Genomic DNA, 23,790 nt, shown 5'->3' on the forward strand with positions numbered 1-23,790 from the left:
GTTTAGGTAGGTCGGTATATTGAATGTCAGACCCCAATGATGTCTATTTATACAATCAATCGCAAATACCAGGTTTGTTACCTGTCAGCATATCAGCCCGACAAACCGCAAGCGGCAGCGAAAGCTTCGCGCATATAAAAAAAAGCCGACTTACTTACGTAAAGCGGCCTGGTGATTCGCAAGGGAATCATTAATGCTTATATACCATTAGCAGCATACATCGGATCGATATGGAGGCGTAAGTAACCGTTTTCCAGTTTCTTTTGTTCGCCGTTGCGATTAAATAACAGCGCGGTAAACTTTGCTTCCAGGTTGTAGCCGCCATTGCCGTCTGTTGCGTGAACAAAGCTGGTGATCTCGAAGCTCGAATTCTTTTGAAATCCCGGCGGGATCACCACAGTAGAGGGGCCATCATACGAATTGTACGATGAATAGCCTTTATTATCACTAACCGCTGCATCTATAGCAATGCCATTTTGCGAATTTTGCCATTCAAAATCCTCAGCAAGCGGATGTTTGCCAACAGTAAACAGGGTAAGCACGCTTTTTAGGCCGGGAAAGTTAAGCGGCGTTTGCTGCCTGAAAAATTTCTTTACGAAGAAGATGTTGATGTTTGCACTTTTAGAATAAATGGTATGTTTTTCAAAAAATAGCACAGAGTCCGGCTTGCCGACAAGCGCATACATGTATTTGTTAGTGCTGTCCGGGTAAACCAGTTTCCGGTTCGCATCTTCGGTGCCCGAGGATATACTACTCAGGGACATATCACTGGCTGTATACGTTACGCCATCTATCGTGTAAGCAACCGAATCGCTCACGGCAGCTATTACAGGCTTGGTTGGTGTTACCAGTTTTACCGGGCTATCTTTTTTACAGGATGTGAATGCCAGCAAAGGCAAAAGGGCATAGATAAGTTTAAGTTTTTTCATATAATAGCTCAGACACAAACCACGGGCACAGGTTTAACACACCCGCCAAATATCGGGGAAATAATGTACAGGTTAAAAAATTTAATGGAATGGGGTTGGAGGATACGGAATAAGCCCACGTAATATTTTTCGAGATATTTTTTTTAAACGAGGACGGCTCGTTATAATATTCGCTTAATTTTATCACAACAAAACCAACGGAATCACTATTTATCAACCTGGCAACCAACTATGTACAATAACTACTACCTCAATAAAACGGCTTTAGTTACCGGCGGCGGCTCGGGCATGGGCCGCGGCCTTTGCCAAAAGCTTGCCGAATGTGGCGCCATTGTTTATTGTACCGATGTAAATGTTGCAAACGCCGAAGAAACCGTTAAGCTAATTGGCGACAGTACCGCCGTTGCCCACAAGCTGGACGTTACCCAAATCCATGATTTTGAAGAGGTGATAGGTGAAATGGTGGCTGCGCATGGCCGGATAGACTTGATTTTCAATAACGCCGGCATGGGCATTAGCGGCGAGTTGCGTGATATATCCATCAGCCAATGGAAAAAAGTGATGGATGTAAATTTTTATGGGGTGCTGCATGGCTCGCATACGGCTTATCAGCAAATGCTGAAACAAGGCTCGGGGCAAATTGTGAATACCTCATCGCTGGCCGGGTTACTTGCTATGATTCCGCTGATTGGGCCATATAGCGCATCCAAACATGCGGTTTTAAATTATACCAGGGTGTTGCGAAACGAGGCGCGGGCATTTAATATAAAAGCAAATACGGTGTGCCCGGGTTATATTGATACGCCAATTATTGATGCCCTGCCGGCCGTTAATTCAAAGCCCGGCTGGAACCGCGAGGCTATTAAAAAATTTGAGCCGGGATTGCCGGTAGCTAAGGCAGTAGATTATATTTTAAAAGGGGTGGCCGCTAATAAGGAAGTGATTTTATTCCCGCGCATTGCCCGGTTGATTTTGCAGTTTTCGCGATTATTTACAGGTTTGTACCTAAAGGCGAGCAACAAATCAATGATGGAATTCAGGCAAAAATTCAGGTTAAATGAATAGTATGACTGCTAAATAAAAAAATATTATTTGGAAATTAAAAATTCTTCGTATCATTGCGCCATGAATACAACATCAATACAATGCTTTATACCGCAGCCGATTTATCGGAGGGGATAGCTATGTATTGACTTAAAATATTATAAATACGCGAATCCTCTTAGATAAACCTAAGGGGATTTTTTGTTTTAGGCACATTTCAGGGTAGTATATCAATTGGTTCAGATTACTCCGTTTGGAACGGAGAGGTTCCCGGTTCGAGTCCGGGTTACCCTACTGAAGGAAATATAGCTCAATTGGTTAGAGCAGCACCCTTATACGGTGTCGGTTAAAGGTTCAAGTCCTTTTATTTCCACTAATGGAGAATTAGCAAATAGGATGTATGCGCCGGACCGAAAATCCGGACATCCGGGATCGTTACCCGGGTTCTCCACTTTAAAAACGGCCGGTTGCCCGAATGGTAAGGGGTTCCTCTGCAAAAGGAAATTGCACAAGTTCGAATCTTGTACCGGCCTCAAAAATTTCCCGTGGTGCAACGGCAGCACCGGGGTTTGATCCGGGTTATCCAATCAAAGCTGAACGCCTGAAAAAACTAAACCGCATTCATGTCAAAAGGCAGCTTCCTTATCCGCTTGCCGGTTAAATCAAAAATGGCATCGGTTAAAGCAGGCGAAAACGGCGGCAGACCAGGTTCTCCTACGCCGCCGGCATCTGCGTCATTGTCCATAACGTGTACCTCAACCAGTGGCATGTCGCTCATTCGCGGCATTTGGTAATTATAAAAATTTTGCTGCTCGGTTAGGCCATCTTTAAAGGTTATTTCGTGGGTTGTTGCTGCGCCAAGCGCCATCACTATTGAGCCCTCTACCTGGGCGCTGATGATATCCGGGTTTACATACCAACCGCAATCCATCACTGCCCAAACATGGTCGATTTTGACTTTTCCATCGGCGCGTCTTGAAACTTTGACAACCTGCCCAACAGTGCTGGTAAAACATTCTGTGATTGCTACGCCGAACCCATCACCTTTTTTTCTTGATTTCCAACCCGATACTTCTTCCATTTTATCTATCAGCCGCTGGCAACGCTCATCCTTTAAATAGCGCCTGCGAAAATCAAGCTGGTCCTGCCCGGCTAAAACGGCCATTTCGTTCATAAAGCTCTCATAGGCAAACCCGTTGGTGGAGGCATAAACCGAGCGCCACCACATATTGGGCAGCGGCATTTCGAACGGTACATCTGCAAAGCTTATGTTTTTAATACTCTCGAAATAAGGGTTTAAAAAGCCTTCGGTTGTGCTGCCATTTGCATGGTCGCGTTTCGGGCTGTTCCAGTGGTCGATATTCTGCCCGGCCATTTTGAATTTCAGCGCACTAATTTCACCATTCTCTATAGCCCCTTGCCCGCGGTATGATATTCCGGCGCGGAACGGCCCCTGGGTCATGTCATCTTCCCTTGTCCAAACAACCTGCACCGGTTTGCCTATTTCTTTAGATATGGTAACAGCTTCGAGCGGGTAATCCAGGAAGGCTTTTCTGCCGAACCCGCCACCCAAAAAAGTCATATTAACTATTATTTTCTCTTTAGGGATTTTAAATTCGGTACTGATACCGCCCTGTACCCAGTCGGGCGCTTGTATAGGGCCCCAAACCTCTACCTTATCGCTTTGATAATATGCAACGCAATTCAGCGGTTCCATAGCGCTGTGTGCCTGGTAAGGTGTTTGATAAATAACATCTATCTTTTTAGCCGCCTGCTCAATTGCTTTATCCGGGTCGCCCTGTTTTTTGGCGAAGAGGCCTTCCTCTTTCCGGAGCAATTCTTCCTGCCGTTTAAATAAGTCCGCACTGTTCACATGCTCAAACCCGCTGTCGTCCCATTCAACATGTAAAACTTTCCTGCCCTGCATAGCCGCCCAGGTTGAGTCGGCCACTACAGCAACGCCCTCACGAATGGTATTGAATACTTTCATCTGCACCTTAAACACATGCTTAACTCCCGGCACCTTTAGGGCAGCCGCGTCACTAAAGCTTTTCACTTTACCGCGCTGGCGTGGATTGCGTTCTACTACGGCATACAACATGCCCGGCAGCTTTTTATCCAGCCCGAAAATAGCACCGCCATTGGTTTTTAGTGGCGTATCAAGTTTTTGAAGGGGCTTGCGGATGAGTTTATATTCCGATATTTTTTTGAGCTTAACCTCCTTAGGCGCGGGAAGCTTTGACGCAACAGCAACCAACTCGCCATAATTAAATTTCTTGCCGGAAGGTTTATGAATAACGTGGCCCGATTCGGCATAACATTCGCCGCCCGGAACATTCCATTTAGTTGCTGCGGCGGTTATAAGCATTTCGCGTGCGGTGGCGCTCAGTTTCAGCAGTTTTTTATAGATCCCCCTGATAGTCGAGCTGCCGCCGGTTATCTGGCTGCCGTATTTCGCCTGGTCGCCCTGCGCAAAAACCACGTTGATGTCTTTCAGGTCAACTTCCAGTTCCTCTGCAATAATTTGCGGTACCGATTGGTACGAGCCCTGGCCCATTTCGGCGCGATGGTCGGTAAGTGTAACCTTGCCATTGGCATCAATACGTATCCAGGCATTCATCTCAATCTCCGAATCGGCGGCGCCGGATGCTGTAACTAACTCTTCCTGTTTGGCGTTTGCCGGGAAATAGAAGCCTAGGCAAAGCGCTGTGCCGGCTATGCCTGTTACCCTTAGAAAATTTCTGCGTGATACCTCTTTGGTTTCCATGTTCAAATACGTTTTAATGTATTAAATATCTTAGCCTGTTTTTAAGGCTTCCGGTTATTGATTTCTGTTATTCTATTTTGCATCTGCGCCGGGTGCATAAGCACCTTTTGCTATCCATGCACGAACCTGTGCCGCAAAAGCAGGCCTGGTCAAAGGTGGCAAGGTGCGGCCATCGCCGGGGTGCCAGGCCCAGCCTACCAGAGCGTCGTTAGCCATGTGATCAATCAGCTGTGCTTTAGTCCGGCCGCCGTTTTGTTTGGGATCGAGCAGTTGCAAAGCCAGTTCGCGTGGTGTGCGCCCCTGGAATACCATCCGCATATTGGCAGGTGGCAACCCCCATTTTGGGTTGCCCGGTGGCATGTGTAACCCACGCGTATTTTCGGCCTGGTGGCAGTTGCTGCAACGTACGGAATACATACCGTGTCCGTCTGCACCACGCTTTACATTCATTGTATGTAAATGGCTATCATCGCCCTGCAAGGGTACATCGCCGGATGGGTGGCAATTCATGCAGCGTGCGCTCATCAACACTTTGTATACCGATATGAAAGCTTTTACAGAGCCAACGCTGTCTTTGGGCAACGTGGCAGTGGTATTAACTTTTGCCGTTTCGGTTTTGAACGATAAAATGATAGCGCTGCCTATCAGGAGTATAACAGTTATTGCTGCCAGTTTTTTCATATTTTGGCCCCTTCCCGCTGCATTGCTGCTGCTTTGTGTATCGCCGCCCTAACGCGCTGGTAAGTACCGCAACGGCAAATATTGCCCGACATAGCATCGTCAATGTCCTGGTCCGTTGGGTTGGGATTTTCGCGCAACAGTACCGCCGCCGACATCAATTGGCCCGACTGGCAATAACCGCATTGCGGAACATTCAGCTCATTCCAGGCCAGTTGCAGCGGATGGTCATTAGCTACAGAAAGGCCTTCGATGGTGACTATCTGCTGACCTGCCGCGCGGCTAACCTTGGTAACGCAAGACCGTACCGCTTCGCCATTGAGGTGCACGGTGCAGGCCCCGCACTGTGCAGCGCCACAACCATATTTGGTGCCGGTTAGGCCAAGTATATCACGGATGGCCCACAACAAGGGCATGTTAGGGTCGGCATCAACGTTGTGCCGCTGCCCGTTTACATTAAGGGTAATCATAAGCGATGGTGTGGTTAAGTAAGTTTCAATAATAACCAGTATAAATATCGGGGTAATTTTTAATAATGGCTAACAACAATCAAACAAAAAATTACAAATTTCAAACAATTTACATGCAGCGTTATCTTTTTTATCAACCTGAATCAGTTGATGGCTGATTTGCCTTTTGCCGTATTAAACTCCCGTGCTATACGCTTCTATTTATTTGAATTCCATAACCTTTTGTTTGATTGTTGTAACCGGCTGGCTATTTTGTGGAGCTATCTTTGTAATGCTTAGAAAAACAAATGCATTTAGTTATGGAAAACACAGAAAATCACGCCGCTATATTCCCCAAGGGCGACGCGGCTCCCGTTGATTACTTTACCGGTACAACATGGGTAAACACGCTGGTGCCTAAAGATACCACGCTTAACACCGTAGTGGCCAGCGTTATATTTCAACCAGGCTCAAGAAATAACTGGCATACCCACCCGGGCGGGCAAATACTGCTTGTGACCGATGGTACAGGTTATTACCAGGAAAAAGGAAAGCCGATACAGGTAATTCGTAAAGGAGATGTTATCACTATTGCGCCTGACTTATTACATTGGCACGGTGCCTCGGCTAATAGTGAAATGACTCACCTGGCTATTAATCCCAACACGCAAAACGGAATGGTGAATTGGCTGGAAAGGGTAACCGACGAGGAATATAACGGGTAAACAATATTTAAAAACATTAGGCAAAAGCGGCTTAAGTTTCGTCAAAATAAAGATAAAAGGGGGCATGGTACCCCGCACATTTGCAGCAAAGTGTGGGGAAGCAGGTAATTGCGGTTTTAGATTTAACAACTTTTAAAAAGTTGTTAAATTTTTTGCCGTGTATTACGACTCAATGTCCAGCTCCAGGAATATTTCGCCATCTGGGCTTTTACGCACATCAATTGAGCCCAAATCGAGGTCGGTAATATCGTGGCCCCAAATGCCATATTTGCCGTTGGTTTGATTACGGTTCAGTTCGTTGCCCCGTTGGTCAACTGGGATGGCCTTGGTGGTAGCTCCATCTTCTTCCTCTTTATAAATTTGATGATATTTCTCGCTGATTAACAGGATGAGTTGCTTTCGCGAAAAACCATTCGGGCTTTCGATAACGAATATGGCCTTGCTGGTTAAAGGGTAGTCGATTATTAGCGTCGCCTTGGGCGATGATAAAACTATTTCGTCGGCGCTTATCAGGCTATCCAGTTGTTTTTTCGGGTTGGCGATATTAACCCAAGGGACAATGCCATCATCAAAAATTTCTTTTTCCTCTTTAGTTGCCTTTAACTCAAATTTGATATTACCCACCAGAACACCTGATGTATCGGTTGGTGTAAAACTTTCGCCGCCTGGTGTAATGATGTACCCGGGCGATGGCTTTAGTTTACAGCTGATTAAGACAATTGCGATTATAAAGAGGTTAAGTTTCATTGTGATATTCCGCGTGTATTATATCTGCGAAAATTCCGTCGGCACCAATAATATCGAAGTTATTTTATTTACCAGCAGCGCATCGGCATATTCAGGCACGGCGCTTATTTCGTGCCATTGGGTATCATCAACAAAGTCTTTCCAATGGGCATCTTTATCGGCAAGGTCGTCAAACGTAACCATGTAGGTTAGGTTTGGGCGCAGCGGACCGATGATGGTTTCACCCCAGAAAACGGGGTTAAAGCCGAGGCGTTTAAAAATGTCAATTTCGCCTTTGTCGTTAAACATTTCTATCTTCTTTTTGCCGGCGGCATCGCTTGCGCTTTGGTACTGACGCAGCTCAAATATTCTCGATTTTTTTGGCGGGGCTGTAAGAGTTGGGAAATGCTTAAACGCTTTTAACAGCGAGCTTTCAATGCGCTCATACGCCGGGGCTGTAGCCGGGGCGTTTAAGTAGGCCGTCCCTTTGCGTTTAAGGTCCTCATCTTTCCCCAGGCTATCGGTTACACTTGCATAATGGTCGAGCCCATGGTATGGCGCAATGGCGTATAATTTTGTCTGCCCGGTCGGTTTCAGTTCGGTAAACACACCAATGTGTTTTACGCCCAGTCGGTTTAAGGCGGGTATAGCGGCATTCTTTAAATAGTCTTCAACCAGCTTTTGCTGGGTTAAATCTTTTAAAGTATAAACCCGCAGTTCGTAATACTCCTGTGTGGTGGGTGGATTGCTTTTTGCCATAGCGCTGCTTATGGCTGGTGCAATGGTGGCAGCAGCGCCGCCTATGATAGATGATTTTACAAATGATCGTCGTTGCATGGAGGTGGGGATTATGGATAGCTAAGGTAATTATATTAGGGCGGATTTTATGTAGTTTTCGCGCAGATACGCAATACTTTGCGCATCAAAGTCTTTGTTTTATATTTAACAAATGTTAGCACACTTTATTCCCCATAATGGCAAGGGGCTTTTTGTTCCTGCTATTCCGTTAATATGCGGTTGCGTCCTGTTTATTTTATTTGATGGGTTGAATTGGGATGACCGTTTTATCTTGCCGATATCTTTATTGCTTTCATCATTTATAATATGGTTTTATGATGGCGGCCCGGCTGTTATCAGGGAGGGTATAAGAGAAGCCCCCAAAAGCAAAAATACTTTATTTTGGATCGAAATTAAATATTGGGCAATTGTTTTAGGGATTGCCGGTTGCGTATTTTTAGGTCATCTATTCTAAAACCACCTCCATAAGGGCCGGCTTATCAGCGGCGAAAACGACCATGGTATCGACGTAAAAATTAATAGCAGGCTAATGCTAAACCAAATTGCCATGGTTTTAAATTTATCCTTGTCGGTAGGCTTACGTTTTGCTTTTGCCGAGCCTATGGTGATAAAAACAATGGCAATAGCCATCATGGTGATGTGCTCCATCCCGAAAAAACGTATCTGCCGTTCGTGTACCGCCTCTTTAAAATTATGCAGAAAATAATTTACTATTGGGCTGATAAAATACAGCCAAAGGCCTATTACCAGCTGGATATGGGCAATGTTTACGGCAAATAATCTTGCAGCATTATCAACTGTGGTGTAGGGCTTGTTGCCCAGCCAACCCCGGTAGCCGCGATAAATAGCAAATAGCAACGATAATAAGACCAGCCAGCGGGTTACAGAATGCAGCGGAAGGAGTATTTGGTACATGAGATAAGCCTATGCCATTTAAGACGATTGCCGGATAAAAACATTTTAATTTTTATACCATTTTTTACAGCTCTTTCCTGAAACAAAAGCTGTCGGCCATTTCCTCGTATGGTGGATAATTTGCAATACGCGTATAGCCAGCCCGCTGGTAAAGCCCCAGCGCTTCCACCTGCCTGCCGCCGGTTTCCAAAATAACATACCCGAACCCTAAAGTATGCGCCCATGTTTCCAGTTCACCCAAAATTTTACGACTGATACCTTTGCCGCGGGCCTCTGGTGCAACAAACATCCGTTTAATCTCTACCGTAGTTTCATTGTATTTTTTAAAGCAGCCGCATGCGGCAGGCTCGTTATCGAGGTAAGCAATTACAACGGTATCAATAGGGGCGATGACGTTGTGCTGGTCGTATTCGTCCATTTCATCGCCATTGCGCAGCCGCAGGTCGGCGTCTAAATGTTTTATTAACGATTGGAAGTGAGGGTCGGCGCTGTTGGTGCGTTTTAATACTATTTGCTCCATTAATGCAAATATATTTAATGGCATTATTTTATAATAAAATAAATAGCAGGGTCAGCTGTCTTTTGCGCAATTTAGCTGGGTAAAACTGCTTTTTTACGCTGCCTGCTTTTCCATCGTTCGCCAATGTTTTTGGTCGGGATGTTGTCGCCAAGTAATTTGCCCCATGGTTTAAGCTCGTCAATCCGGTCGAAGATAATTTTTAACACCGCCACAAAGGGGATAGATAAAAACATGCCCGATAGCCCCCATAATTGGTTGCCCAGCAATACCACGATAATTGACATTAACGCATTGATTTGAACTTTTGAGGATACTATACGAGGCACCAATATATTATTGTCAATAAACTGTATAACAATATAGGCTATAATAACACCAAGCTGGGTTGAATAACCATCCTTGGTAACAGTGGCCATCAGTACAGGTAGCGCAATAGCCACTATGCCGCCCAAGTATGGTATAAGATTAAGTATTGCACCAATGCAGCCGATTAGGATACCATATTTTATGCCCAGCAAAAGCAAGGCAGTCGAATTTAAAATGGCAACAATAGTTGTTTCAATAAGCAGGCCTATAATATAGCTTTGAATTGCACCTTTCGTTTCGCTCAAAATTTCGCCCACTTTTTTTGAGTTTTCTTCGGAGAATACCTCGTACAGGAAATTAAGAATTAGTGTTTTATACAGCAGCATAAAAAATATATAAACCGGCAACAGCACAATGACGCCGAGTGTTCCTATAAGCCCATTTAGCGTTTTGCCAACCATAGTCCGACTGTTGTTTAACGTTTCTTTCACCAATTCGTCCTGTTTAGCTACGGGAACATTAAAATTTTGCGATATCCATTCTTTAAGGTGGAGGGTAATCGTCGAAAACTTTTTTTCGAGGGTGGGCAGGGCGTCGCCAAATTGCATTATTTGGGTCGACAAGAAATAAAATACTGCGGTAACAACAATAAGTGCCGCCAGCATTGCGGTCGCTATTGAAAGGCCCCTGCCAAATTTATGCCGCTGCAGCCAGTTGCAAAGCGGATTGAGCAATATGGCTAAAAACGCGGCAAATGCCAGTGGCACCAATATATCGGCAAGTTGCGACATTACATAAACCAATAATATGATGCCAAACAACACGGCAGTACTTTGTATATAAAATGGCTGATCCTTAATTTTTATCGACATATACTTCAAGTTTTACATGCATGAAAGAATTTAGCGGCTGATTTGTTTGAAAGATACCGTTTGAAATTGGTGTATATTTAATTATAAATATGGTGGTTTAAGAACGAAGCAATAGGGGCCGATTTAAATCGCCCCGAAAAGGTGACGTGCGATTAGAGGCGCTACCCCATGGCGCATTTATTTTTCTCTGCAATGTTACATTAGTTTTCGGGAGGCAGGCGACCTTTGTAAAAAAGGGTAGGTGTTGTATATTGCATCGCCAACCAGGGCAATATTGAATATATGAAATACTTATTTTTCCTGCTTTTAATTACCGGCCTTTCCTGCTCCGCGCAGGACTACAGCGCCCAAATTGCCAAATTCCGCCAGCAATACAAAGACGACTTTTTAACTGATAATAATTCACCCTTAAAAAAAGACGACCTGGCCCTGCTGCGCTTTTACGATGCCGACAGTAGTTACCGCGTAACAGCAACAGTTGAGGTTTTGCTGAACCAGCCGGGCTTTATAATGCCGGTTTTTAGTGGCACCGGTAGCGAATATGTAAAATATGCCGTGCTGAAATTTACACTTAAAGGTAAGCCCACGCAATTGTCGTTATACAGGAGCGTGTCGCTGGCAAAATTGCCACAATATAAAGATTATTTGTTTTTGCCTTTTGCTGATGAAACCAACGGAACCACGACCTATGGCGGCGGCAGATACATTGACATGCGCACCGGCGACATAAATGGCAATACCGCAGTTGTTGATTTCAACAAAGCCTACAACCCCTATTGTGCCTTTGCTGCAGGTTATTCGTGCCCAAAGCCACCTGATGAAAACCGGCTTGACGTTGCTATTGAGGCTGGAGAGAAGAATTATGCCGGCGGAAAGGGACATTGATCGTCCGGACGGCGGCCTGATTGCCCCCCCGCAAAGGCACTAACACGTGCTATGTTTTTAAACCCTTGTGCTCAAATTTGTATTGTATTATAAACCATCGACACCATGAGCATAACAGGAAAAGAATACCAGCTTGATTTTGGAATGGCAAAAGCCATACTCAATATTGAAAGTGATACTCGTTTGACCTTCACCATCACCGAAAAAGGCGGTGAAAAAGTAAATCTAGTTGAGACAGTAGCCATACAGCTAACCGAACTAAGGCCGTAGTTGTATATGGTTACCTGGCAGGAGCAAAACGGCACCTCCGTTAGCCAGGTGCATGATTATGAGAAAGGTATAATTTATTCCAACTGGACATCGTCGGGCGGAGAATTTAGCCACGCAAAAGGAACGATTACTTTGATTTATATTTATAATTATCTTAGAGGGTAAATGGACCCCAACAAAATAAACCCCTTGATTGCCGGCCCTTCATTGATTATTGCAGGCTCGCTTGCAATTTATTTTGAAGATTATAAAAATAACTACCTGGTATCAACCATTGCATACATTACGGTTTTGGGAGGCTGGATAGTGCTTTTTATCAGGGCAATCAAAGGTACGCCGCTAGATGAGCAGACGGGGGAATTTAAAACACAAAATTCCGAGCCCCTAAAAGTACGACTTACAAGGCTGCTCTCTATTGGATTGTTATTGGCTGTTATGCTTGGGGGGTTCTACCTGGTTTCGAACCTGGCCACCGAACGGCGTGAGATGATATTGAAAACCCAACCGACCGACACCACCACGGCAACTATTGCCGGGATACAGGTCCGCCATGGGCGAAGCAGCACCAGCTATTATGCTATCTTTGAATATAAAGTGGGTGGTAAGGTGATAGATCATCCCCGTTATGAAGATAAAGGCGATTTTTTGACCGGCGACAAGTATGAAATCAGGTACTCGGTTAAATACCCTGAAATGTTTAAAATAATAGGAAAGTGGCGGTACGATATCCCAAACCAATAAACATATAGCTATGACACCCGAAGCATACATTTCAGCGCAACCCGACGAGAGACAGGCCATATTGGCAAGTATCCATGATATTATCATAAATACCGACGAATCAATTGTGGCTGAAGTTGGCACAATGATGAGTAAACAAATGATATTGTATAAAGACCGGAAGGTGTTTAAATACGGGTTGGCAAGCGTAAAGGATTATATGAGTTTACATTTAATGCCGATGTATGGTTCGCCGGTTATATATGGCAAGTACATCAAGTTGCTGGATAAGGCCAAATTTCAAAAAGGCTGCATAAATTTTAAAACTGCCGATGCGATGCCCTTATCGATTGTTAAAGAATTGATTGCCGATTGCGCCCCGGTTGATTTGATAGCGATGATCGAAAAGATGAGGGCCAGTCGCAAATGAAATATATTTATTTTCGCGGCAAAAATTAAACAGTAAGTTTCTCGTAACATTTACAGTATATTGCATTACTAAAACCTTAGTTTGAAATTATGCGGTATAAATTCACAGAAAATAAAGTCACCCACCTAAGGCTGGGCCTGCTTGCCGTTTCGATGTTTTTGTTTATCAACGTTTTTGGCAATGCAAAAATTACCGGCGATTTAACCGAGCGGACAACTGTAACCGAAATAGCCATTTTTTTGCCGGTTGATATTTACACAAACGACCAAATGGAAACCCGCTATCCTGTTGTAAACCACAAGTTCAGCATCGACCTCGATATTAAGCAACCAATTTTTGTTAAGATATTGATTGGTGCCCGTAAAATTTATTTCCTGGTTAAACCGGGCGATGACATACGGTTTAAGTACTTCGACAGCGGCAGTATAGATAACATCATAAAATTTAACGGAAGCAATGCCCCCGGCCAGCGTTGGTATAATGTTTACACCTACCAGCCACTTAACAACTTTATAGGCAATGGGCAGTTGCTGGATGCTATATCCACAGGTAGTTTGAACCAATCATTGCACGCATTGGGCCTTTACGTTTACAAGGAAGGCCTGCCGCTCGATTCGCTATACAGGACGCGACAAGTTGACAAAGTTTTTTGGACGCTGGCTAAAACCGACCTCCGCTCGATGCATGTACTTAACATGATAAGGCGAATAACATACCTGGAAGATAGAATAAGCGACAAAAAACTGATTACCAAATACAAAAACATTGTAAGGGTGCTAAACCGCCTGGCCGGCCCTGAAGATTTACTAAACACACGCAGTTATTTCGGAAAAATGTCTTTGGGAAATTACTATTCAGACTCGCTTTATACAGTATCTAACAGCAACAAAGAGGAAGTGTATCACATGGGGCCCTACACAGGTTACCAGTATGCCCCGAACACGCTGAGGCAATTTTTGATTGGCGATATCCTGCTGTTTCAACAGGTTACGGGTACTGAGGAATACGATTTTAAAAAAGCTTTTAATCAGTATAAAAAGGAATTTTCGAAAAGCGCTTATATCACATTGATTAACCAATTAAACAAGCCGGCAGGGACGGCCGGCATTAATATCTTGTTAGATACGGTTACCACCTACAATAGTATTGATGATATAAAAAAGCACTTTAAAGGTAAAGCTGTGTACATCGATCTTTGGGCAACCTGGTGCATACCCTGCCGCGCGGAGTTTGGGTATTATAAATCGTTAATGCCAATGATGAAGCAAAAAAATATACAACCGGTTTTTATTTCGATTGACGCCCCCGCAGCCAAAGCCAGCTGGAAAAAACTGGTGTTGATGAATAACCTGGAAGGGGCACATATTTTGGCCAACAGCAGGCTAAAAGCAGATATTGTAAAATTGGTTTATAAAAATGGACAGCTTTCAGTTCCGCGGTATTTATTGATAAATAATAAAGGTCAGGTTGTTGATTGGAACGCGCCACGGCCAAGTGATGAGCGACTTGTAAAAGTAATTAGCAAGTTATGAGTTTGATATCGCTGCCTGGCATGCAAAAGGCAAATATTATTATGAGAGGCGGCGGTGGTAGAACTTCAACCTCGTTTAAATTTACGCTGGAGAATATAGTTTATCCATAAGCGAACCGCTAACCTTATATCATAAAATTTATGCCCTGGTTTCATCTCTTTAACAGCCTCTGCCCTATTAACTTCATCACCACATCGCGGTAATTACGGCTTATTGGCAGCGACTTGTTTCCAATCCTGATCTCGTTGCCTTCTATCGCTTCGATTTTTGAACAGTTTACAAGGTACGATTGGTGTATTTTGATAAACTCATTTGAGGGCAACTGGGATTCCAGGCTTTTCATGGTGAGATAAGCAATGATCTTTTTGCTCTCGGTGTAAACACTCACATAATTGCCGAGACTTTCGGCATACAGCATATCTGTCAACTCAATTTTTTCGATTCTTTTATCACTTTTAATAAAGATATAGGACGGCTGGGGGATAGCAGCTGCCATATACTTCATTTGATGGTAATCCTTAGCCTTTTGCACAGCTTTAAGAAACCGGCTAAAAGCAACGGGTTTTAACAGGTAATCGATGATATCCAGCTCATACCCCTCCAGTGCATATTGAGGAAATGCCGTTGTTAGTATCACGATGGAGTCGATGTGCATTTTTTGCAAGAACTGCAGGCCCGATACCTTTGGCATTTCAATATCGAGGAAAACAATATCGATTTCGTTGTTCTTCAAAAATGCTTCCGCCTTCATTGCATTTTCAAATTTGCCGTGCAAATCCATAAAAGGTACCTGCTCTACAAATTCATGTAGTATTTTACGGGCGACGGGCTCATCATCTACAATAATACAGCTGAGTTTTTTCATGCCACAAGCGTTAAATGTACATGATAAATGTTCTGTTCTTTTTTTATATCGAGTGTGTAACGCTCTTTATATAAAAGTTCCAGTCTTCTTTCTGCATTGTTAAGTCCGATGCCCCCCGGGATAGCTTCCGATTCGTCATATGAATTATCACAGGTGAAATCGATCTGGCCGTTCTTTTCATTTAATGTGATGATAATACTGTTAATACTGTCGCCCCTGGAGACATATTTAAACGCATTTTCTACAAAAGCCATGAAAATTAACGGGGCAATTTTAACTCCCCCATCCTTGTAGTCTACATTCAATGTTACCTCCATATTTTCGTTACTTCGGGCCTTTTGCAGGGCTACGTAGTTTTTCATGTATTTTATTTCCTTTTCCAGTTCAATCATATCCACATCCGCCTCATACAAATTATATCGCAGCAAATCTGAAAATTGCACCATCATGTCCCTCGCCTCAGTGTTACTCATGCTGATAGAACCATAAATAGTATTGAGGCCATTAAACAGGAAGTGCGGGTTTATTTGTGAGCGCAGGTACTTCAATTCTGTTTGCAGCTGGTTGATCTGGATGTTTTTAACCTGCTCCTCGCGTTCCGACCATTTTTGAGTGATGTATAACATCGCCGTGATAACGGTACAACACAATCCGTACACAAAATTAGCCCAGAAGCCCGAACTTGTGCCAATGGGCTTATCGTGGAAAAGGACGCCATGTATAAACATGTTATAGTGGCCGGTGAGGAATGTATACAACAAAACTAAGCCAATCAGGCCGGCAATGTATGCACTGAATAATCTCTTTTCGAGCAGGTTGGGTATTAAAAACAAATTATTTACCCTTATCAGTAATGTAAAAATGGAGAAATGCACGATGACCGTAAACATGTAGGAGAAACAGGCCTGCACAGTTTTTACCGAGTAAACCGGCTTTTCGATGACGAGGGCCCCGATATACGCAGCAAAAAAGAGCAAATAATAGGTGTATCGTTTTAAATACATGGCGCTGCTTTAGCCTTTAACAGAATAAATATATCTTATTGAACTGGAAACCCGAAATACTACTTTGAGCAGCCTGCCGCTTATCACGGAAAATTGTGTAGTTATCACGTTAACGGCGCATACTGTCATAAAGATTTTTTTAGTCCCGAAAAAATCAACCATTATACCAGGACGTACTTAACGTGCTTCTTCGCCTTTGAACCGGTATCCTGTGCAAAAAAGTTCCGCATTTACCGTTACAAAATCTCATCCGCCAATTTCACGCAAAAACGGCCAATTGCGTAGAATACCTGTACCGCTATCATATAAATTTCCTTGGGCCGAACGGCTCATGTAATTTTATGGAAAAGATACCTTCATCATAAACAACGTAACAAAAGCATCTGTAAATCATCCAATTATAACCAATCGGTAAAATCTAAAGCAATGAAAAAAAATATACAATTCGGAGAAACTGTCGAAGGATATAACATCCCGGTTCTAAACGAACGCGAAATACGGGCGGCGGCCGGGATATTGTTCCTGGTTATATTTTTTGCTTTAATACTCATCATGTTTAAAAATGATTTTTTACTTGCAAAATATTCCATTACCATATTCCTTACCGATTTTATTGTGCGGGTATTTGTTAGCCCCAGGTTTTCGCCCACTTTAATCATCGGGCGCCTCATCGTGAGGAACCAGGTGCCGGAATATGTTGGCGCAAAACAAAAAAAGTTTACATGGATGGTTGGGGTGGGCTTGTCTGGCACGATGTTCATTTTTATGGTGCTGGTTAATTCGTACAGCCCGATAACGGGTATTATTTGCCTGCTGTGCCTTATTTTCCTGTTTTTTGAGTCGGCGTTTGGTATTTGTTTGGCCTGCAAGGTTTACAAAATAGTTTACCAGGAAAAAGCCCAGTACTGCCCCGGCGAAGTTTGCGACGTAAAGGCGAGGCAGGATATTCAAAAAACATCGCCGGCCCAGTTGCTTATTATACTTGGGTTTATAGCATACATTACACTTACGGCTGTTTTATTTAATGACCAGCTAAGTAAAAAACCATACGACCTGTTTGGGATTTTTGGCACTGAGAAATCAAAATAAAAGATATTTTAAACCAAGATGTACACTACATACGACGACCGAACCATGCTTATGCCCCCAAAAAATGCACTGGAAAACTATTTCTCCAAATTCCGCGAGAATGTCGTCGGCAATGGGCAAACTTTTGAGTCGCCATTCGGAGAAAAAGAAATAATTTATGCCGACTGGACCGCCAGCGGCAGGGCCTATCGCCCCATTGAAGAATGCATTCAGCGACAGGTATTGCCCTTCGTTGGGAACACACATACGGCAACCACCATCACCGGGGGATTGATGTCAAAAGCATACGAACAGGCAAAAGTTATTGTGAAGCAGCATGTTAATACTAATAACGATGATGCGTTGATTTTTTGCGGCAGTGGAATGACGGGCGCCGTAAATAAACTGCAAAGGATTTTAGGGTTGAGGATGCCGGAGCGGGTTATGGACTACGCGCAAAAAGGAAGCCTGCAATTGGATGAGGTGTTGAGGCCCATTGTTTTTGTGACCCACATGGAGCACCATAGTAACCAGGTTAGCTGGCTCGAAACCATAGCAGATGTTGAAATAATTAAGGCTGATGAAAGCGGAAATGTTAGCCTGGAACATTTCGTTAGCTTATTAGAACAATTTAAGCATCGAAAAAACAAGATAGCGGCCATTACCGCTTGCTCCAATGTGACTGGCATTGAGACCCCATGCCATGAAATTGCAAAAATAATTCATGAATATGGCGGGTTGTGCTTCGTTGACTTTGCCTGTTCGGCCCCTTATGTTGATATTGATATGCATCCGGGTAAAAAAGGCGCCCATTTAGATGCAATTTATTTTTCGCCCCATAAGTTTTTGGGCGGTGTGGGTACGTGTGGTGTTTTGATTTTCAACAAAAAAATTTATAAAAACGATGTGCCTGACCAGCCTGGCGGCGGTACCATATTGTACAGCAACCCGTGGAAGGTACATGAATATATCGCAAATATTGAACACCGCGAAGATGGCGGCACCCCTCCTTTTCTGCAAGGTATAAAAGTGGCGATGTGTATTAGATTGAAGGAGGAAATGGGTGTTGCAAATATACTAAAGCGGGAAGACGAGTTATTGCACATCATTTTTGAGCGGTTCTCAAAAATCAAAAACGTCGAAATTCTTGAAGGGCATATTAAAAAAAGATTGGGTGTAGTTTCGTTTATTGTAAATGGTGCCCATCATAATTTGATCGCCAAAATCCTGAACGACAGGTTTGGCATCCAGACCAGGGGCGGCTGCTCATGCACAGGAACTTATGGACACCATCTGCTGGGTGTTGACGAGGCCTGGTCGTATCAAATATTGACTTCTCTCCATTCAGGAGATATGTTATCCAAACCCGGTTGGATCAGGTTGTCCGTACATCCAACCATGACCGATGCCGAAATTTGGTTTATTATGGACGCGATTGAGTTAACCGCAGTCCGTTTCCGGGAGTGGGGAAAAGACTACATCCATGATCCGGAATCGGGCGAATATACTTTCGAAGGCGGCGATGCAAAAGAGGAATGTAGCGTTGAAGGTTGGTTTGATAGTTCCAATTGGGGTAAAGCCGCTTCCAAACCTAGCTGCTGAGCTAATTAAAAATCCCCTTCTTTCCGGTTAGGGTCGTGGCAAAAGCAGCGGTATTCGCGGGTGGTATCTTCCTGGTGGCCCGGCGTTGTTCTTTGCCACTTTGCCCCGGAGTTCTTAGGGCGGGATTACAACATGCAGGTAGTAGTTTTGCAGATGCCCTCGCAGTCAACGGTATTGTACTCAACGCCGCTCACCGGGGTCATTTTAACATGGCAATGGTCGGCCGCAGTTAGGTCTACGGTTTCATTGGCTTTGTGGCTGTAATAAATTATTCCCACTATAACCGCCAATAATAATAACGCCCACTACAATGCTTACCGGGCCTAAAACGGGGGGAACTGTGACGGCTGCTAATGTTTGAAAACAGATCATAATAATATAATTTAGGTTTATAAACTAATTTTAAGATCGTATGGAAGACAGATGATCGCTATGGCTGTATAAATTTATAAAAGTATTTTTTTATTATTTATAAGTAATTGAAAATAAATGGAGTAGGTGATTTTAGTAGCACTTACAATATTGCTATGGCACAAACACCCCCTCACATTGTCACTACTGCACTTTTCCATTAGTACCACCAAACCCTATGTTTGTGCTGTTAACAAATTATCATGAACAACATCGAAAAAACTACCCTGAGCGCCGAAATCGAAATAAACGCCCCAATTGAAAAGGTTTGGGCATTATGGAGCACCCCCGAAGATATTATGCAATGGAATACCCCCGATGCCACCTGGCACACCCCCCATGCAGAAAATAACCTGCGCCCCGGCGGGCAATTCCTGTTTGCTATGGCACTAAAGGACGGCAGCCTGAACTTTGATTTTACAGGCACCTATGACGAAGTAATAGCTAACCGGCTTATTGCCTACACACTTAACGATGGCCGCAAGAGCACTATCCATTTTACTGCGGGTAACCCGGTTAAGCTGGTTGAAATTTTTGAGGCGGATGATAACCAGCCTGCAGCCATGCAACAACAGTTTTGCCAGGCGGTGCTTGATGGGTTTAAAAGGTACGTAGAGGAAAAACCCTGAACGTTTTTTTAAAACTTATACGAATAGCATAAATTATTAAAGCCGGATTTTATGTTTAAATTAGATGTTGATTTCTGCAACAGTTTAAACCGCCTGTTAAATGCAAAAAAACGACATCGGATATCAGTCACTTCATCGTTATATAAAAGACGGCGGCGAGATGGGGGAGCTAACACGCGCCTTCAATTGGGAGGATACTGTTTTGGGCAATCCCGACGATTGGCCGCAAAGTTTGCTCACTACCCTGGGTATTATTCTTCACTCTAAATTTCCGATGTTTTTATGGTGGGGGCCCGAGCTTATCCAGTTTTATAACGATGCCTTCAGGCCCAGTTTGGGTAAGGATGGCAGGCACCCCGCAGCTTTGGGCCAAAGAGGGGAAGACTGCTGGCCTGAGGTGTGGCCGGTTATCAAGCCCTTGATAGACCAGGTAATGGATGGCGGCGAGGCAACCTGGAGTGTCGACCAGTTGATCCCCATTTTTCGCAATGGAAAAATGGAGGATGTGTACTGGACTTTTAGCTATAGCCCTGTAAACGGTGAATCGGGCGAGCCTGCGGGCGTGCTGGTAATATGTAATGAAACCACCGACCTGGTGGCCAAAATAAAAGCAAAGGAGGAACTAAAAAACTCCGAAGAAATATACCAGATACTTTTTACATCGAGCCCGTTGCCTAAATGGGTGTATGATTTGGATACGCTGAAGATACTGGATGTTAATGAGGTTGCACTAAAGCGTTATGGTTATACCCGCAACGAGTTTCTGAAATTGACAGTGATGGACCTGCGCCCGGAGGAAGAGATCCCCCAATTATTAGCCGCCCAAAAAGGATTAGCCTCGAGTATTGGGACCGTATACCCAGGGACATTTATCCATCAGCGTAAAGATAAAACCAGGTTGAAGGTTGAGATATGGGCGGCCAGGCTTTCGTTTCAGGATACTAATAGCCTGATGGTGGTAGCAAACGACGTAACCGACAGCCTGTATTACCAGCAACTGGATAAGTTGGAGACCAGGATATTGCAAATAAACGTTAAAGAAGACTCAAACCTGCACGAGGTGCTGATGAATTATTTAACAGGCATTGAAGAGATGCACCCGGGGATGTTATGTTCGATGCAGCGGGTAAAAAATTCATACTTATTCAGCATGGCCTCGCCCAGTTTGCCAAAAGAGTTTTTGGATGCTATTGATGGCGCCATGATTGGGGCGAATGCAGGCTCGTGCGGTACGGCTGCTTTTACCCGCCAGAAAGTAATAGTGGCAGATATAGCCAACGACCCACGCTGGGAAAACTATAAAGACCTGGCCGCTCGTTTTAACCTGAAGGCCTGCTGGTCGGCGCCGCTTTTTGACAGGGGAGGTAATGTTATGGCAACCTTTGCCAACTATTTTCACGAGGTACGAACACCCACCGAACACGAAGAAAACACCATAAAAAGAGCCGGCCGCATATTACAGGTTATCCTGGAAAGCTTCCAGCGCGAACAATCCCTTAAAGAAAGCAACGAAAAATATTTTTACGCAACCGAGGCCACTTCAGATGCTATCTGGGATTGGGACTTGCTTGCCGAAAAGATCTCATGGGGGCAGGGCTATAAAACTATTTTTGGTTATGACGAGGGCCTGGTTACCGAAGACAAACAAACTATAGCAGCCCATATTCACCCGGATGATATCGACCGGGTTTTAGCCGGGCTGGACAAAGCCATAACCAGCACACAAACCAACTGGCAGGACGAATACCGGTATATTAAGCAGGATGGGACGTATGCTTATGTTATTGATAAAGGAATTCTTATAAGGGATGCGGCCGGCAAGGCTACCCGCATGGTTGGGGCTATGCAGGACATCACCAAACAGCATCAGAAAGAACAGATGCTGAAATCGCTAAACGAAAAACTGATAGAAATATCGTGGATGCAATCGCATGTTATCCGTGCACCGCTTACCCGCATTATGGGCCTGATACAGCTTATAAAAGATTTAAAAATGGAAGGCGCAGAAAAAGACCAGGTGCTCAACTACCTGCTGACCTCGGCGTATGAACTGGATGATGTTATCAAAAATATAACAGATAAATCGGCAATGGCACAGGGGAAATAAGTATGCGATTAGTTGGCACCCACTACGTCACCGCCTTCATACACATCCATAAGTCGCCAAATACAGTATGTCAAAACTGACAGCATCATGCGCCTTATAAACTTTTTCTGACGCTATTGCAAAACAAGCATAAACCTTGCTGATGCCCAACAAGCCTGCGATGCCCGTGCCGACAAGTGATGAAAATCATTTACATTAATGATGACACGCAGGGTTTTGCCTTGTGAGGCTAATTACTTTTACCCTTGTATTATAACATGAATTCCCCCGCGCTTCTGCTAATCTCAAGAGTAATAACTAGGGAATGGATGTTATAAATTCAGCATTGAAGCCGCAACCCGGCTGGTGTAAAAAGTTAAATTCATCGGGATGGAAAAAAAATTAATTGCAGATAACACTACCGGAATATTAAAGGACCTGCTACAGGAGATTAGCGTCAGCTCGGCAATGACCATGGGTTACCCGGTATCAAAAGACTTTGATTACAGCGAGTTATTACCTTTCCTTTAATATCCATTGAACAATGTGGGCGATCCTTTTATACCATCAACCTATACTGTAGGCTCGAGGGAATTGGAAAAAGAAGTGATAGCCTTTTTTTCGAGGTTATTCAGGGCCGATGAAGACAACTGGTGGGGATATGTTACCAATGGCGGTTCGGAAGGTAATTTGTATGGCTTGTACCTGGCCCGCGAGCTTTATCCCAAAGCTATTGTCTATTATTCTGAGGCAACTCACTATAGCGTACAGAAGAACCTGCACCTGCTGAATATGCCAAATATTGCCATAAGAGCGCAGGCAACCGGCGAGATTGATTATGAGGATCTTGAAAAAACCATCAGTATTAACAGGCAAATGCCGGTAATTATTTTGGCAAATATAGGCACCACCATGACTGAGGCGAGGGATGATGTTGGGAAAATGAAAAGAATATTTAAAAACCTGGCTATTCAACATCACTATATTCATGTGGATGGAGCATTGTCAGGCAGTTACGCCGCTTTTATTGAACCACGCCCCTCCTTTGATTTTGCGGACGGCGCGGATAGTATCGCTATCAGCGGGCACAAATTTTTTGGATCGCCGATCCCATGCGGAATGGTTATTGCGAAAAAGAGTCACCGCGACCGTATTGCCAGCTCAATTGACTACATCGGATCGCTCGACACTACTATTTCGGGTTCAAGGAACGGACACACGCCATTGTTTTTGTGGTATACTATCACCAAACTGGGTATTGAGGGGCTAAAGCTAAGGGCGCAACGCTGCCTCGACTTAGCCGCTTATGCGGAGGCAGTATTAAAGCAAATTGAACCAGGGGTTTGGAGAAATCCATCCACAATTACCGTAAATATTCCTAAGCCAGCGGCTGCCGTTGTCAAAAAATGGCAATTAGCTTCCGGAAAAGGCTGGGCCCATATCATTTGCATGCCTGGCATGCAAAAGGAACAAATTGATGCGTTTGTAGATGACCTTGAACAGAGTAAGTCCCAATTACCTGCAATGGCCGGCTAAATTTATTTCAAAACTTAAGGCCG

The 23,790-nt window shown here is 44.0% G+C and carries 25 protein-coding genes, 3 tRNA genes and 1 pseudogene; 17 read left to right on the forward strand and 12 right to left on the reverse strand.

Annotated elements, in window-relative coordinates:
* Positions 1 to 197: 197 nt before the first annotated feature.
* Positions 198 to 929 carry a hypothetical protein gene (locus tag NAF19_RS06990; protein ID WP_252789105.1) on the reverse strand — a complete coding sequence of 244 codons (732 nt, stop codon included), beginning with the start codon at positions 927 to 929 and terminating at the stop codon, positions 198 to 200.
* A 231-nt stretch (positions 930 to 1,160) separates the two neighbouring features.
* On the opposite strand from NAF19_RS06990, the gene NAF19_RS06995 reads away from it, so the two are divergent.
* The 4 genes from NAF19_RS06995 (at position 1,161) to NAF19_RS07010 (ending at position 2,506) form a co-directional block, all read left to right on the forward strand.
* Positions 1,161 to 1,994 carry an SDR family NAD(P)-dependent oxidoreductase gene (locus NAF19_RS06995; protein ID WP_252789106.1) on the forward strand — a complete coding sequence of 278 codons (834 nt, stop codon included), beginning with the start codon at positions 1,161 to 1,163 and terminating at the stop codon, positions 1,992 to 1,994.
* 198 nt (positions 1,995 to 2,192) lie between these two features.
* Positions 2,193 to 2,267 (forward strand) — tRNA-Pro (locus tag NAF19_RS07000).
* Between the two features lie 5 nt (positions 2,268 to 2,272).
* Positions 2,273 to 2,346, forward strand: a tRNA-Ile gene (locus NAF19_RS07005).
* Positions 2,347 to 2,434: 88 nt separating this feature from the next.
* Positions 2,435 to 2,506 (forward strand) — tRNA-Cys (locus NAF19_RS07010).
* A 77-nt stretch (positions 2,507 to 2,583) separates the two neighbouring features.
* Here the strand turns inward: NAF19_RS07010 and NAF19_RS07015 are convergent.
* The 3 genes from NAF19_RS07015 to NAF19_RS07025 form a co-directional block, all read right to left on the reverse strand.
* The gene (locus NAF19_RS07015; RefSeq protein ID WP_252789107.1) at positions 2,584 to 4,740 is read right to left on the reverse strand and encodes a xanthine dehydrogenase family protein molybdopterin-binding subunit; all 2,157 of its coding nucleotides are present in this window, start codon (positions 4,738 to 4,740) and stop codon (positions 2,584 to 2,586) included.
* Between the two features lie 72 nt (positions 4,741 to 4,812).
* Positions 4,813 to 5,421, reverse strand: coding sequence for a hypothetical protein (locus tag NAF19_RS07020; protein WP_252789108.1), 609 nt, complete (start codon positions 5,419 to 5,421; stop codon positions 4,813 to 4,815).
* The gene (locus NAF19_RS07025; RefSeq protein WP_252789109.1) at positions 5,418 to 5,888 is read right to left on the reverse strand and encodes a (2Fe-2S)-binding protein; all 471 of its coding nucleotides are present in this window, start codon (positions 5,886 to 5,888) and stop codon (positions 5,418 to 5,420) included. The genes NAF19_RS07020 and NAF19_RS07025 overlap by 4 nt, the downstream gene beginning before the upstream one ends.
* A gap of 299 nt (positions 5,889 to 6,187) precedes the next feature.
* On the opposite strand from NAF19_RS07025, the gene NAF19_RS07030 reads away from it, so the two are divergent.
* Positions 6,188 to 6,592: a (R)-mandelonitrile lyase gene (locus NAF19_RS07030; RefSeq protein WP_252789110.1), complete on the forward strand. Its 405-nt coding sequence runs from the start codon at positions 6,188 to 6,190 to the stop codon at positions 6,590 to 6,592.
* 162 nt (positions 6,593 to 6,754) lie between these two features.
* Here the strand turns inward: NAF19_RS07030 and NAF19_RS07035 are convergent, their stop codons facing one another.
* Both NAF19_RS07035 and NAF19_RS07040 read right to left on the reverse strand, forming a co-directional pair.
* Positions 6,755 to 7,339: a hypothetical protein gene (locus NAF19_RS07035; protein WP_252789111.1), complete on the reverse strand. Its 585-nt coding sequence runs from the start codon at positions 7,337 to 7,339 to the stop codon at positions 6,755 to 6,757.
* Positions 7,340 to 7,357: 18 nt separating this feature from the next.
* The gene (locus NAF19_RS07040; RefSeq protein WP_252789112.1) at positions 7,358 to 8,155 is read right to left on the reverse strand and encodes an NIPSNAP family protein; all 798 of its coding nucleotides are present in this window, start codon (positions 8,153 to 8,155) and stop codon (positions 7,358 to 7,360) included.
* Between the two features lie 112 nt (positions 8,156 to 8,267).
* Between NAF19_RS07040 and NAF19_RS07045 the strand changes: the two genes are divergently transcribed.
* Positions 8,268 to 8,570, forward strand: a complete 303-nt coding sequence (locus NAF19_RS07045; RefSeq protein WP_252789113.1) for a hypothetical protein — start codon at positions 8,268 to 8,270, stop codon at positions 8,568 to 8,570.
* Here NAF19_RS07045 and NAF19_RS07050 read toward each other — a convergent pair.
* The 3 genes from NAF19_RS07050 to NAF19_RS07060 form a co-directional block, all read right to left on the reverse strand.
* A complete protein-coding gene (locus NAF19_RS07050; protein WP_252789114.1) occupies positions 8,567 to 9,031 on the reverse strand; it encodes a hypothetical protein in 465 nt (154 codons plus the stop codon). The two genes, NAF19_RS07045 and NAF19_RS07050, sit on opposite strands and share 4 nt — an antisense overlap.
* A 64-nt stretch (positions 9,032 to 9,095) precedes the next feature.
* Positions 9,096 to 9,575, reverse strand: coding sequence for a GNAT family N-acetyltransferase (locus tag NAF19_RS07055; protein ID WP_252789115.1), 480 nt, complete (start codon positions 9,573 to 9,575; stop codon positions 9,096 to 9,098).
* A gap of 47 nt (positions 9,576 to 9,622) precedes the next feature.
* A complete protein-coding gene (locus NAF19_RS07060; protein ID WP_252789116.1) occupies positions 9,623 to 10,729 on the reverse strand; it encodes an AI-2E family transporter in 1,107 nt (368 codons plus the stop codon).
* A 282-nt stretch (positions 10,730 to 11,011) separates the two neighbouring features.
* Between NAF19_RS07060 and NAF19_RS07065 the strand changes: the two genes are divergently transcribed.
* From NAF19_RS07065 to NAF19_RS07090, 5 genes and pseudogenes are all read left to right on the forward strand, one after another.
* Positions 11,012 to 11,614 (forward strand): DUF1684 domain-containing protein, encoded by a 603-nt coding sequence (locus NAF19_RS07065; RefSeq protein WP_252789117.1) that lies wholly within the window; start codon positions 11,012 to 11,014, stop codon positions 11,612 to 11,614.
* Positions 11,615 to 11,719: 105 nt separating this feature from the next.
* Positions 11,720 to 12,049 (forward strand): annotated as a pseudogene (locus NAF19_RS30915) (MoaF-related domain-containing protein).
* Complete coding sequence (locus NAF19_RS07080) at positions 12,050 to 12,625, forward strand: hypothetical protein (RefSeq protein WP_252789120.1); 576 nt, start codon at positions 12,050 to 12,052, stop codon at positions 12,623 to 12,625.
* 10 nt (positions 12,626 to 12,635) lie between these two features.
* Complete coding sequence (locus tag NAF19_RS07085; protein ID WP_252789121.1) at positions 12,636 to 13,034, forward strand: DUF1801 domain-containing protein; 399 nt, start codon at positions 12,636 to 12,638, stop codon at positions 13,032 to 13,034.
* An 89-nt stretch (positions 13,035 to 13,123) separates the two neighbouring features.
* Positions 13,124 to 14,566, forward strand: coding sequence for a TlpA family protein disulfide reductase (locus NAF19_RS07090; protein ID WP_252789122.1), 1,443 nt, complete (start codon positions 13,124 to 13,126; stop codon positions 14,564 to 14,566).
* 151 nt (positions 14,567 to 14,717) lie between these two features.
* Here the strand turns inward: NAF19_RS07090 and NAF19_RS07095 are convergent, their stop codons facing one another.
* Positions 14,718 to 15,431, reverse strand: a complete 714-nt coding sequence (locus NAF19_RS07095) for a LytR/AlgR family response regulator transcription factor (protein ID WP_252789123.1) — start codon at positions 15,429 to 15,431, stop codon at positions 14,718 to 14,720.
* Entirely contained in the window at positions 15,428 to 16,435 is a 1,008-nt protein-coding gene (locus tag NAF19_RS07100; protein WP_252789124.1) for a sensor histidine kinase, read from the reverse strand. The genes NAF19_RS07095 and NAF19_RS07100 overlap by 4 nt, the downstream gene beginning before the upstream one ends.
* A 426-nt stretch (positions 16,436 to 16,861) precedes the next feature.
* Here NAF19_RS07100 and NAF19_RS07105 point away from each other — a divergent pair, with 426 nt between their 5' ends.
* Both NAF19_RS07105 and NAF19_RS07110 read left to right on the forward strand, forming a co-directional pair.
* Positions 16,862 to 17,524 carry a DUF4395 domain-containing protein gene (locus NAF19_RS07105; RefSeq protein ID WP_252789125.1) on the forward strand — a complete coding sequence of 221 codons (663 nt, stop codon included), beginning with the start codon at positions 16,862 to 16,864 and terminating at the stop codon, positions 17,522 to 17,524.
* Between the two features lie 18 nt (positions 17,525 to 17,542).
* Positions 17,543 to 19,105 (forward strand): aminotransferase class V-fold PLP-dependent enzyme, encoded by a 1,563-nt coding sequence (locus NAF19_RS07110; RefSeq protein ID WP_252789126.1) that lies wholly within the window; start codon positions 17,543 to 17,545, stop codon positions 19,103 to 19,105.
* A gap of 125 nt (positions 19,106 to 19,230) precedes the next feature.
* Here NAF19_RS07110 and NAF19_RS07115 read toward each other — a convergent pair whose 3' ends face one another.
* Positions 19,231 to 19,383 (reverse strand): hypothetical protein, encoded by a 153-nt coding sequence (locus tag NAF19_RS07115; RefSeq protein WP_252789127.1) that lies wholly within the window; start codon positions 19,381 to 19,383, stop codon positions 19,231 to 19,233.
* Positions 19,384 to 19,719: 336 nt separating this feature from the next.
* Between NAF19_RS07115 and NAF19_RS07120 the strand changes: the two genes are divergently transcribed.
* From NAF19_RS07120 to NAF19_RS07135, 4 genes are all read left to right on the forward strand, one after another.
* Complete coding sequence (locus tag NAF19_RS07120) at positions 19,720 to 20,145, forward strand: SRPBCC domain-containing protein (protein ID WP_252789128.1); 426 nt, start codon at positions 19,720 to 19,722, stop codon at positions 20,143 to 20,145.
* A gap of 100 nt (positions 20,146 to 20,245) precedes the next feature.
* Positions 20,246 to 22,252, forward strand: a complete 2,007-nt coding sequence (locus NAF19_RS07125) for a PAS domain S-box protein (RefSeq protein WP_252789129.1) — start codon at positions 20,246 to 20,248, stop codon at positions 22,250 to 22,252.
* A gap of 369 nt (positions 22,253 to 22,621) precedes the next feature.
* Positions 22,622 to 22,762, forward strand: a complete 141-nt coding sequence (locus NAF19_RS07130; RefSeq protein WP_252789130.1) for a hypothetical protein — start codon at positions 22,622 to 22,624, stop codon at positions 22,760 to 22,762.
* A gap of 15 nt (positions 22,763 to 22,777) precedes the next feature.
* Entirely contained in the window at positions 22,778 to 23,767 is a 990-nt protein-coding gene (locus NAF19_RS07135; protein ID WP_252789131.1) for a histidine decarboxylase, read from the forward strand.
* The last annotated feature ends 23 nt before the right edge of the window (positions 23,768 to 23,790 follow it).

This window comes from Mucilaginibacter flavidus (assembly GCF_024055575.1).
Classification (GTDB): domain Bacteria; phylum Bacteroidota; class Bacteroidia; order Sphingobacteriales; family Sphingobacteriaceae; genus Mucilaginibacter; species Mucilaginibacter flavidus.

Excerpts from the sequence above, each read along its gene's own strand:
- NAF19_RS06990 (WP_252789105.1), bottom strand. The coding sequence starts at position 929 with ATGAAAAAACTTAAACTTATCTATGCCCTTTTGCCTTTGCTGGCATTC.
- NAF19_RS06995 (WP_252789106.1), top strand. The coding sequence starts at position 1,161 with ATGTACAATAACTACTACCTCAATAAAACGGCTTTAGTTACCGGCGGC.
- NAF19_RS07015 (WP_252789107.1), bottom strand. The coding sequence starts at position 4,740 with ATGGAAACCAAAGAGGTATCACGCAGAAATTTTCTAAGGGTAACAGGC.
- NAF19_RS07020 (WP_252789108.1), bottom strand. The coding sequence starts at position 5,421 with ATGAAAAAACTGGCAGCAATAACTGTTATACTCCTGATAGGCAGCGCT.
- NAF19_RS07025 (WP_252789109.1), bottom strand. The coding sequence starts at position 5,888 with ATGATTACCCTTAATGTAAACGGGCAGCGGCACAACGTTGATGCCGAC.
- NAF19_RS07030 (WP_252789110.1), top strand. The coding sequence starts at position 6,188 with ATGGAAAACACAGAAAATCACGCCGCTATATTCCCCAAGGGCGACGCG.
- NAF19_RS07035 (WP_252789111.1), bottom strand. The coding sequence starts at position 7,339 with ATGAAACTTAACCTCTTTATAATCGCAATTGTCTTAATCAGCTGTAAA.
- NAF19_RS07040 (WP_252789112.1), bottom strand. The coding sequence starts at position 8,155 with ATGCAACGACGATCATTTGTAAAATCATCTATCATAGGCGGCGCTGCT.
- NAF19_RS07045 (WP_252789113.1), top strand. The coding sequence starts at position 8,268 with ATGTTAGCACACTTTATTCCCCATAATGGCAAGGGGCTTTTTGTTCCT.
- NAF19_RS07050 (WP_252789114.1), bottom strand. The coding sequence starts at position 9,031 with ATGTACCAAATACTCCTTCCGCTGCATTCTGTAACCCGCTGGCTGGTC.
- NAF19_RS07055 (WP_252789115.1), bottom strand. The coding sequence starts at position 9,575 with ATGCCATTAAATATATTTGCATTAATGGAGCAAATAGTATTAAAACGC.
- NAF19_RS07060 (WP_252789116.1), bottom strand. The coding sequence starts at position 10,729 with ATGTCGATAAAAATTAAGGATCAGCCATTTTATATACAAAGTACTGCC.
- NAF19_RS07065 (WP_252789117.1), top strand. The coding sequence starts at position 11,012 with ATGAAATACTTATTTTTCCTGCTTTTAATTACCGGCCTTTCCTGCTCC.
- NAF19_RS07080 (WP_252789120.1), top strand. The coding sequence starts at position 12,050 with ATGGACCCCAACAAAATAAACCCCTTGATTGCCGGCCCTTCATTGATT.
- NAF19_RS07085 (WP_252789121.1), top strand. The coding sequence starts at position 12,636 with ATGACACCCGAAGCATACATTTCAGCGCAACCCGACGAGAGACAGGCC.
- NAF19_RS07090 (WP_252789122.1), top strand. The coding sequence starts at position 13,124 with ATGCGGTATAAATTCACAGAAAATAAAGTCACCCACCTAAGGCTGGGC.
- NAF19_RS07095 (WP_252789123.1), bottom strand. The coding sequence starts at position 15,431 with ATGAAAAAACTCAGCTGTATTATTGTAGATGATGAGCCCGTCGCCCGT.
- NAF19_RS07100 (WP_252789124.1), bottom strand. The coding sequence starts at position 16,435 with ATGTATTTAAAACGATACACCTATTATTTGCTCTTTTTTGCTGCGTAT.
- NAF19_RS07105 (WP_252789125.1), top strand. The coding sequence starts at position 16,862 with ATGAAAAAAAATATACAATTCGGAGAAACTGTCGAAGGATATAACATC.
- NAF19_RS07110 (WP_252789126.1), top strand. The coding sequence starts at position 17,543 with ATGTACACTACATACGACGACCGAACCATGCTTATGCCCCCAAAAAAT.
- NAF19_RS07120 (WP_252789128.1), top strand. The coding sequence starts at position 19,720 with ATGAACAACATCGAAAAAACTACCCTGAGCGCCGAAATCGAAATAAAC.
- NAF19_RS07125 (WP_252789129.1), top strand. The coding sequence starts at position 20,246 with ATGCAAAAAAACGACATCGGATATCAGTCACTTCATCGTTATATAAAA.
- NAF19_RS07130 (WP_252789130.1), top strand. The coding sequence starts at position 22,622 with ATGGAAAAAAAATTAATTGCAGATAACACTACCGGAATATTAAAGGAC.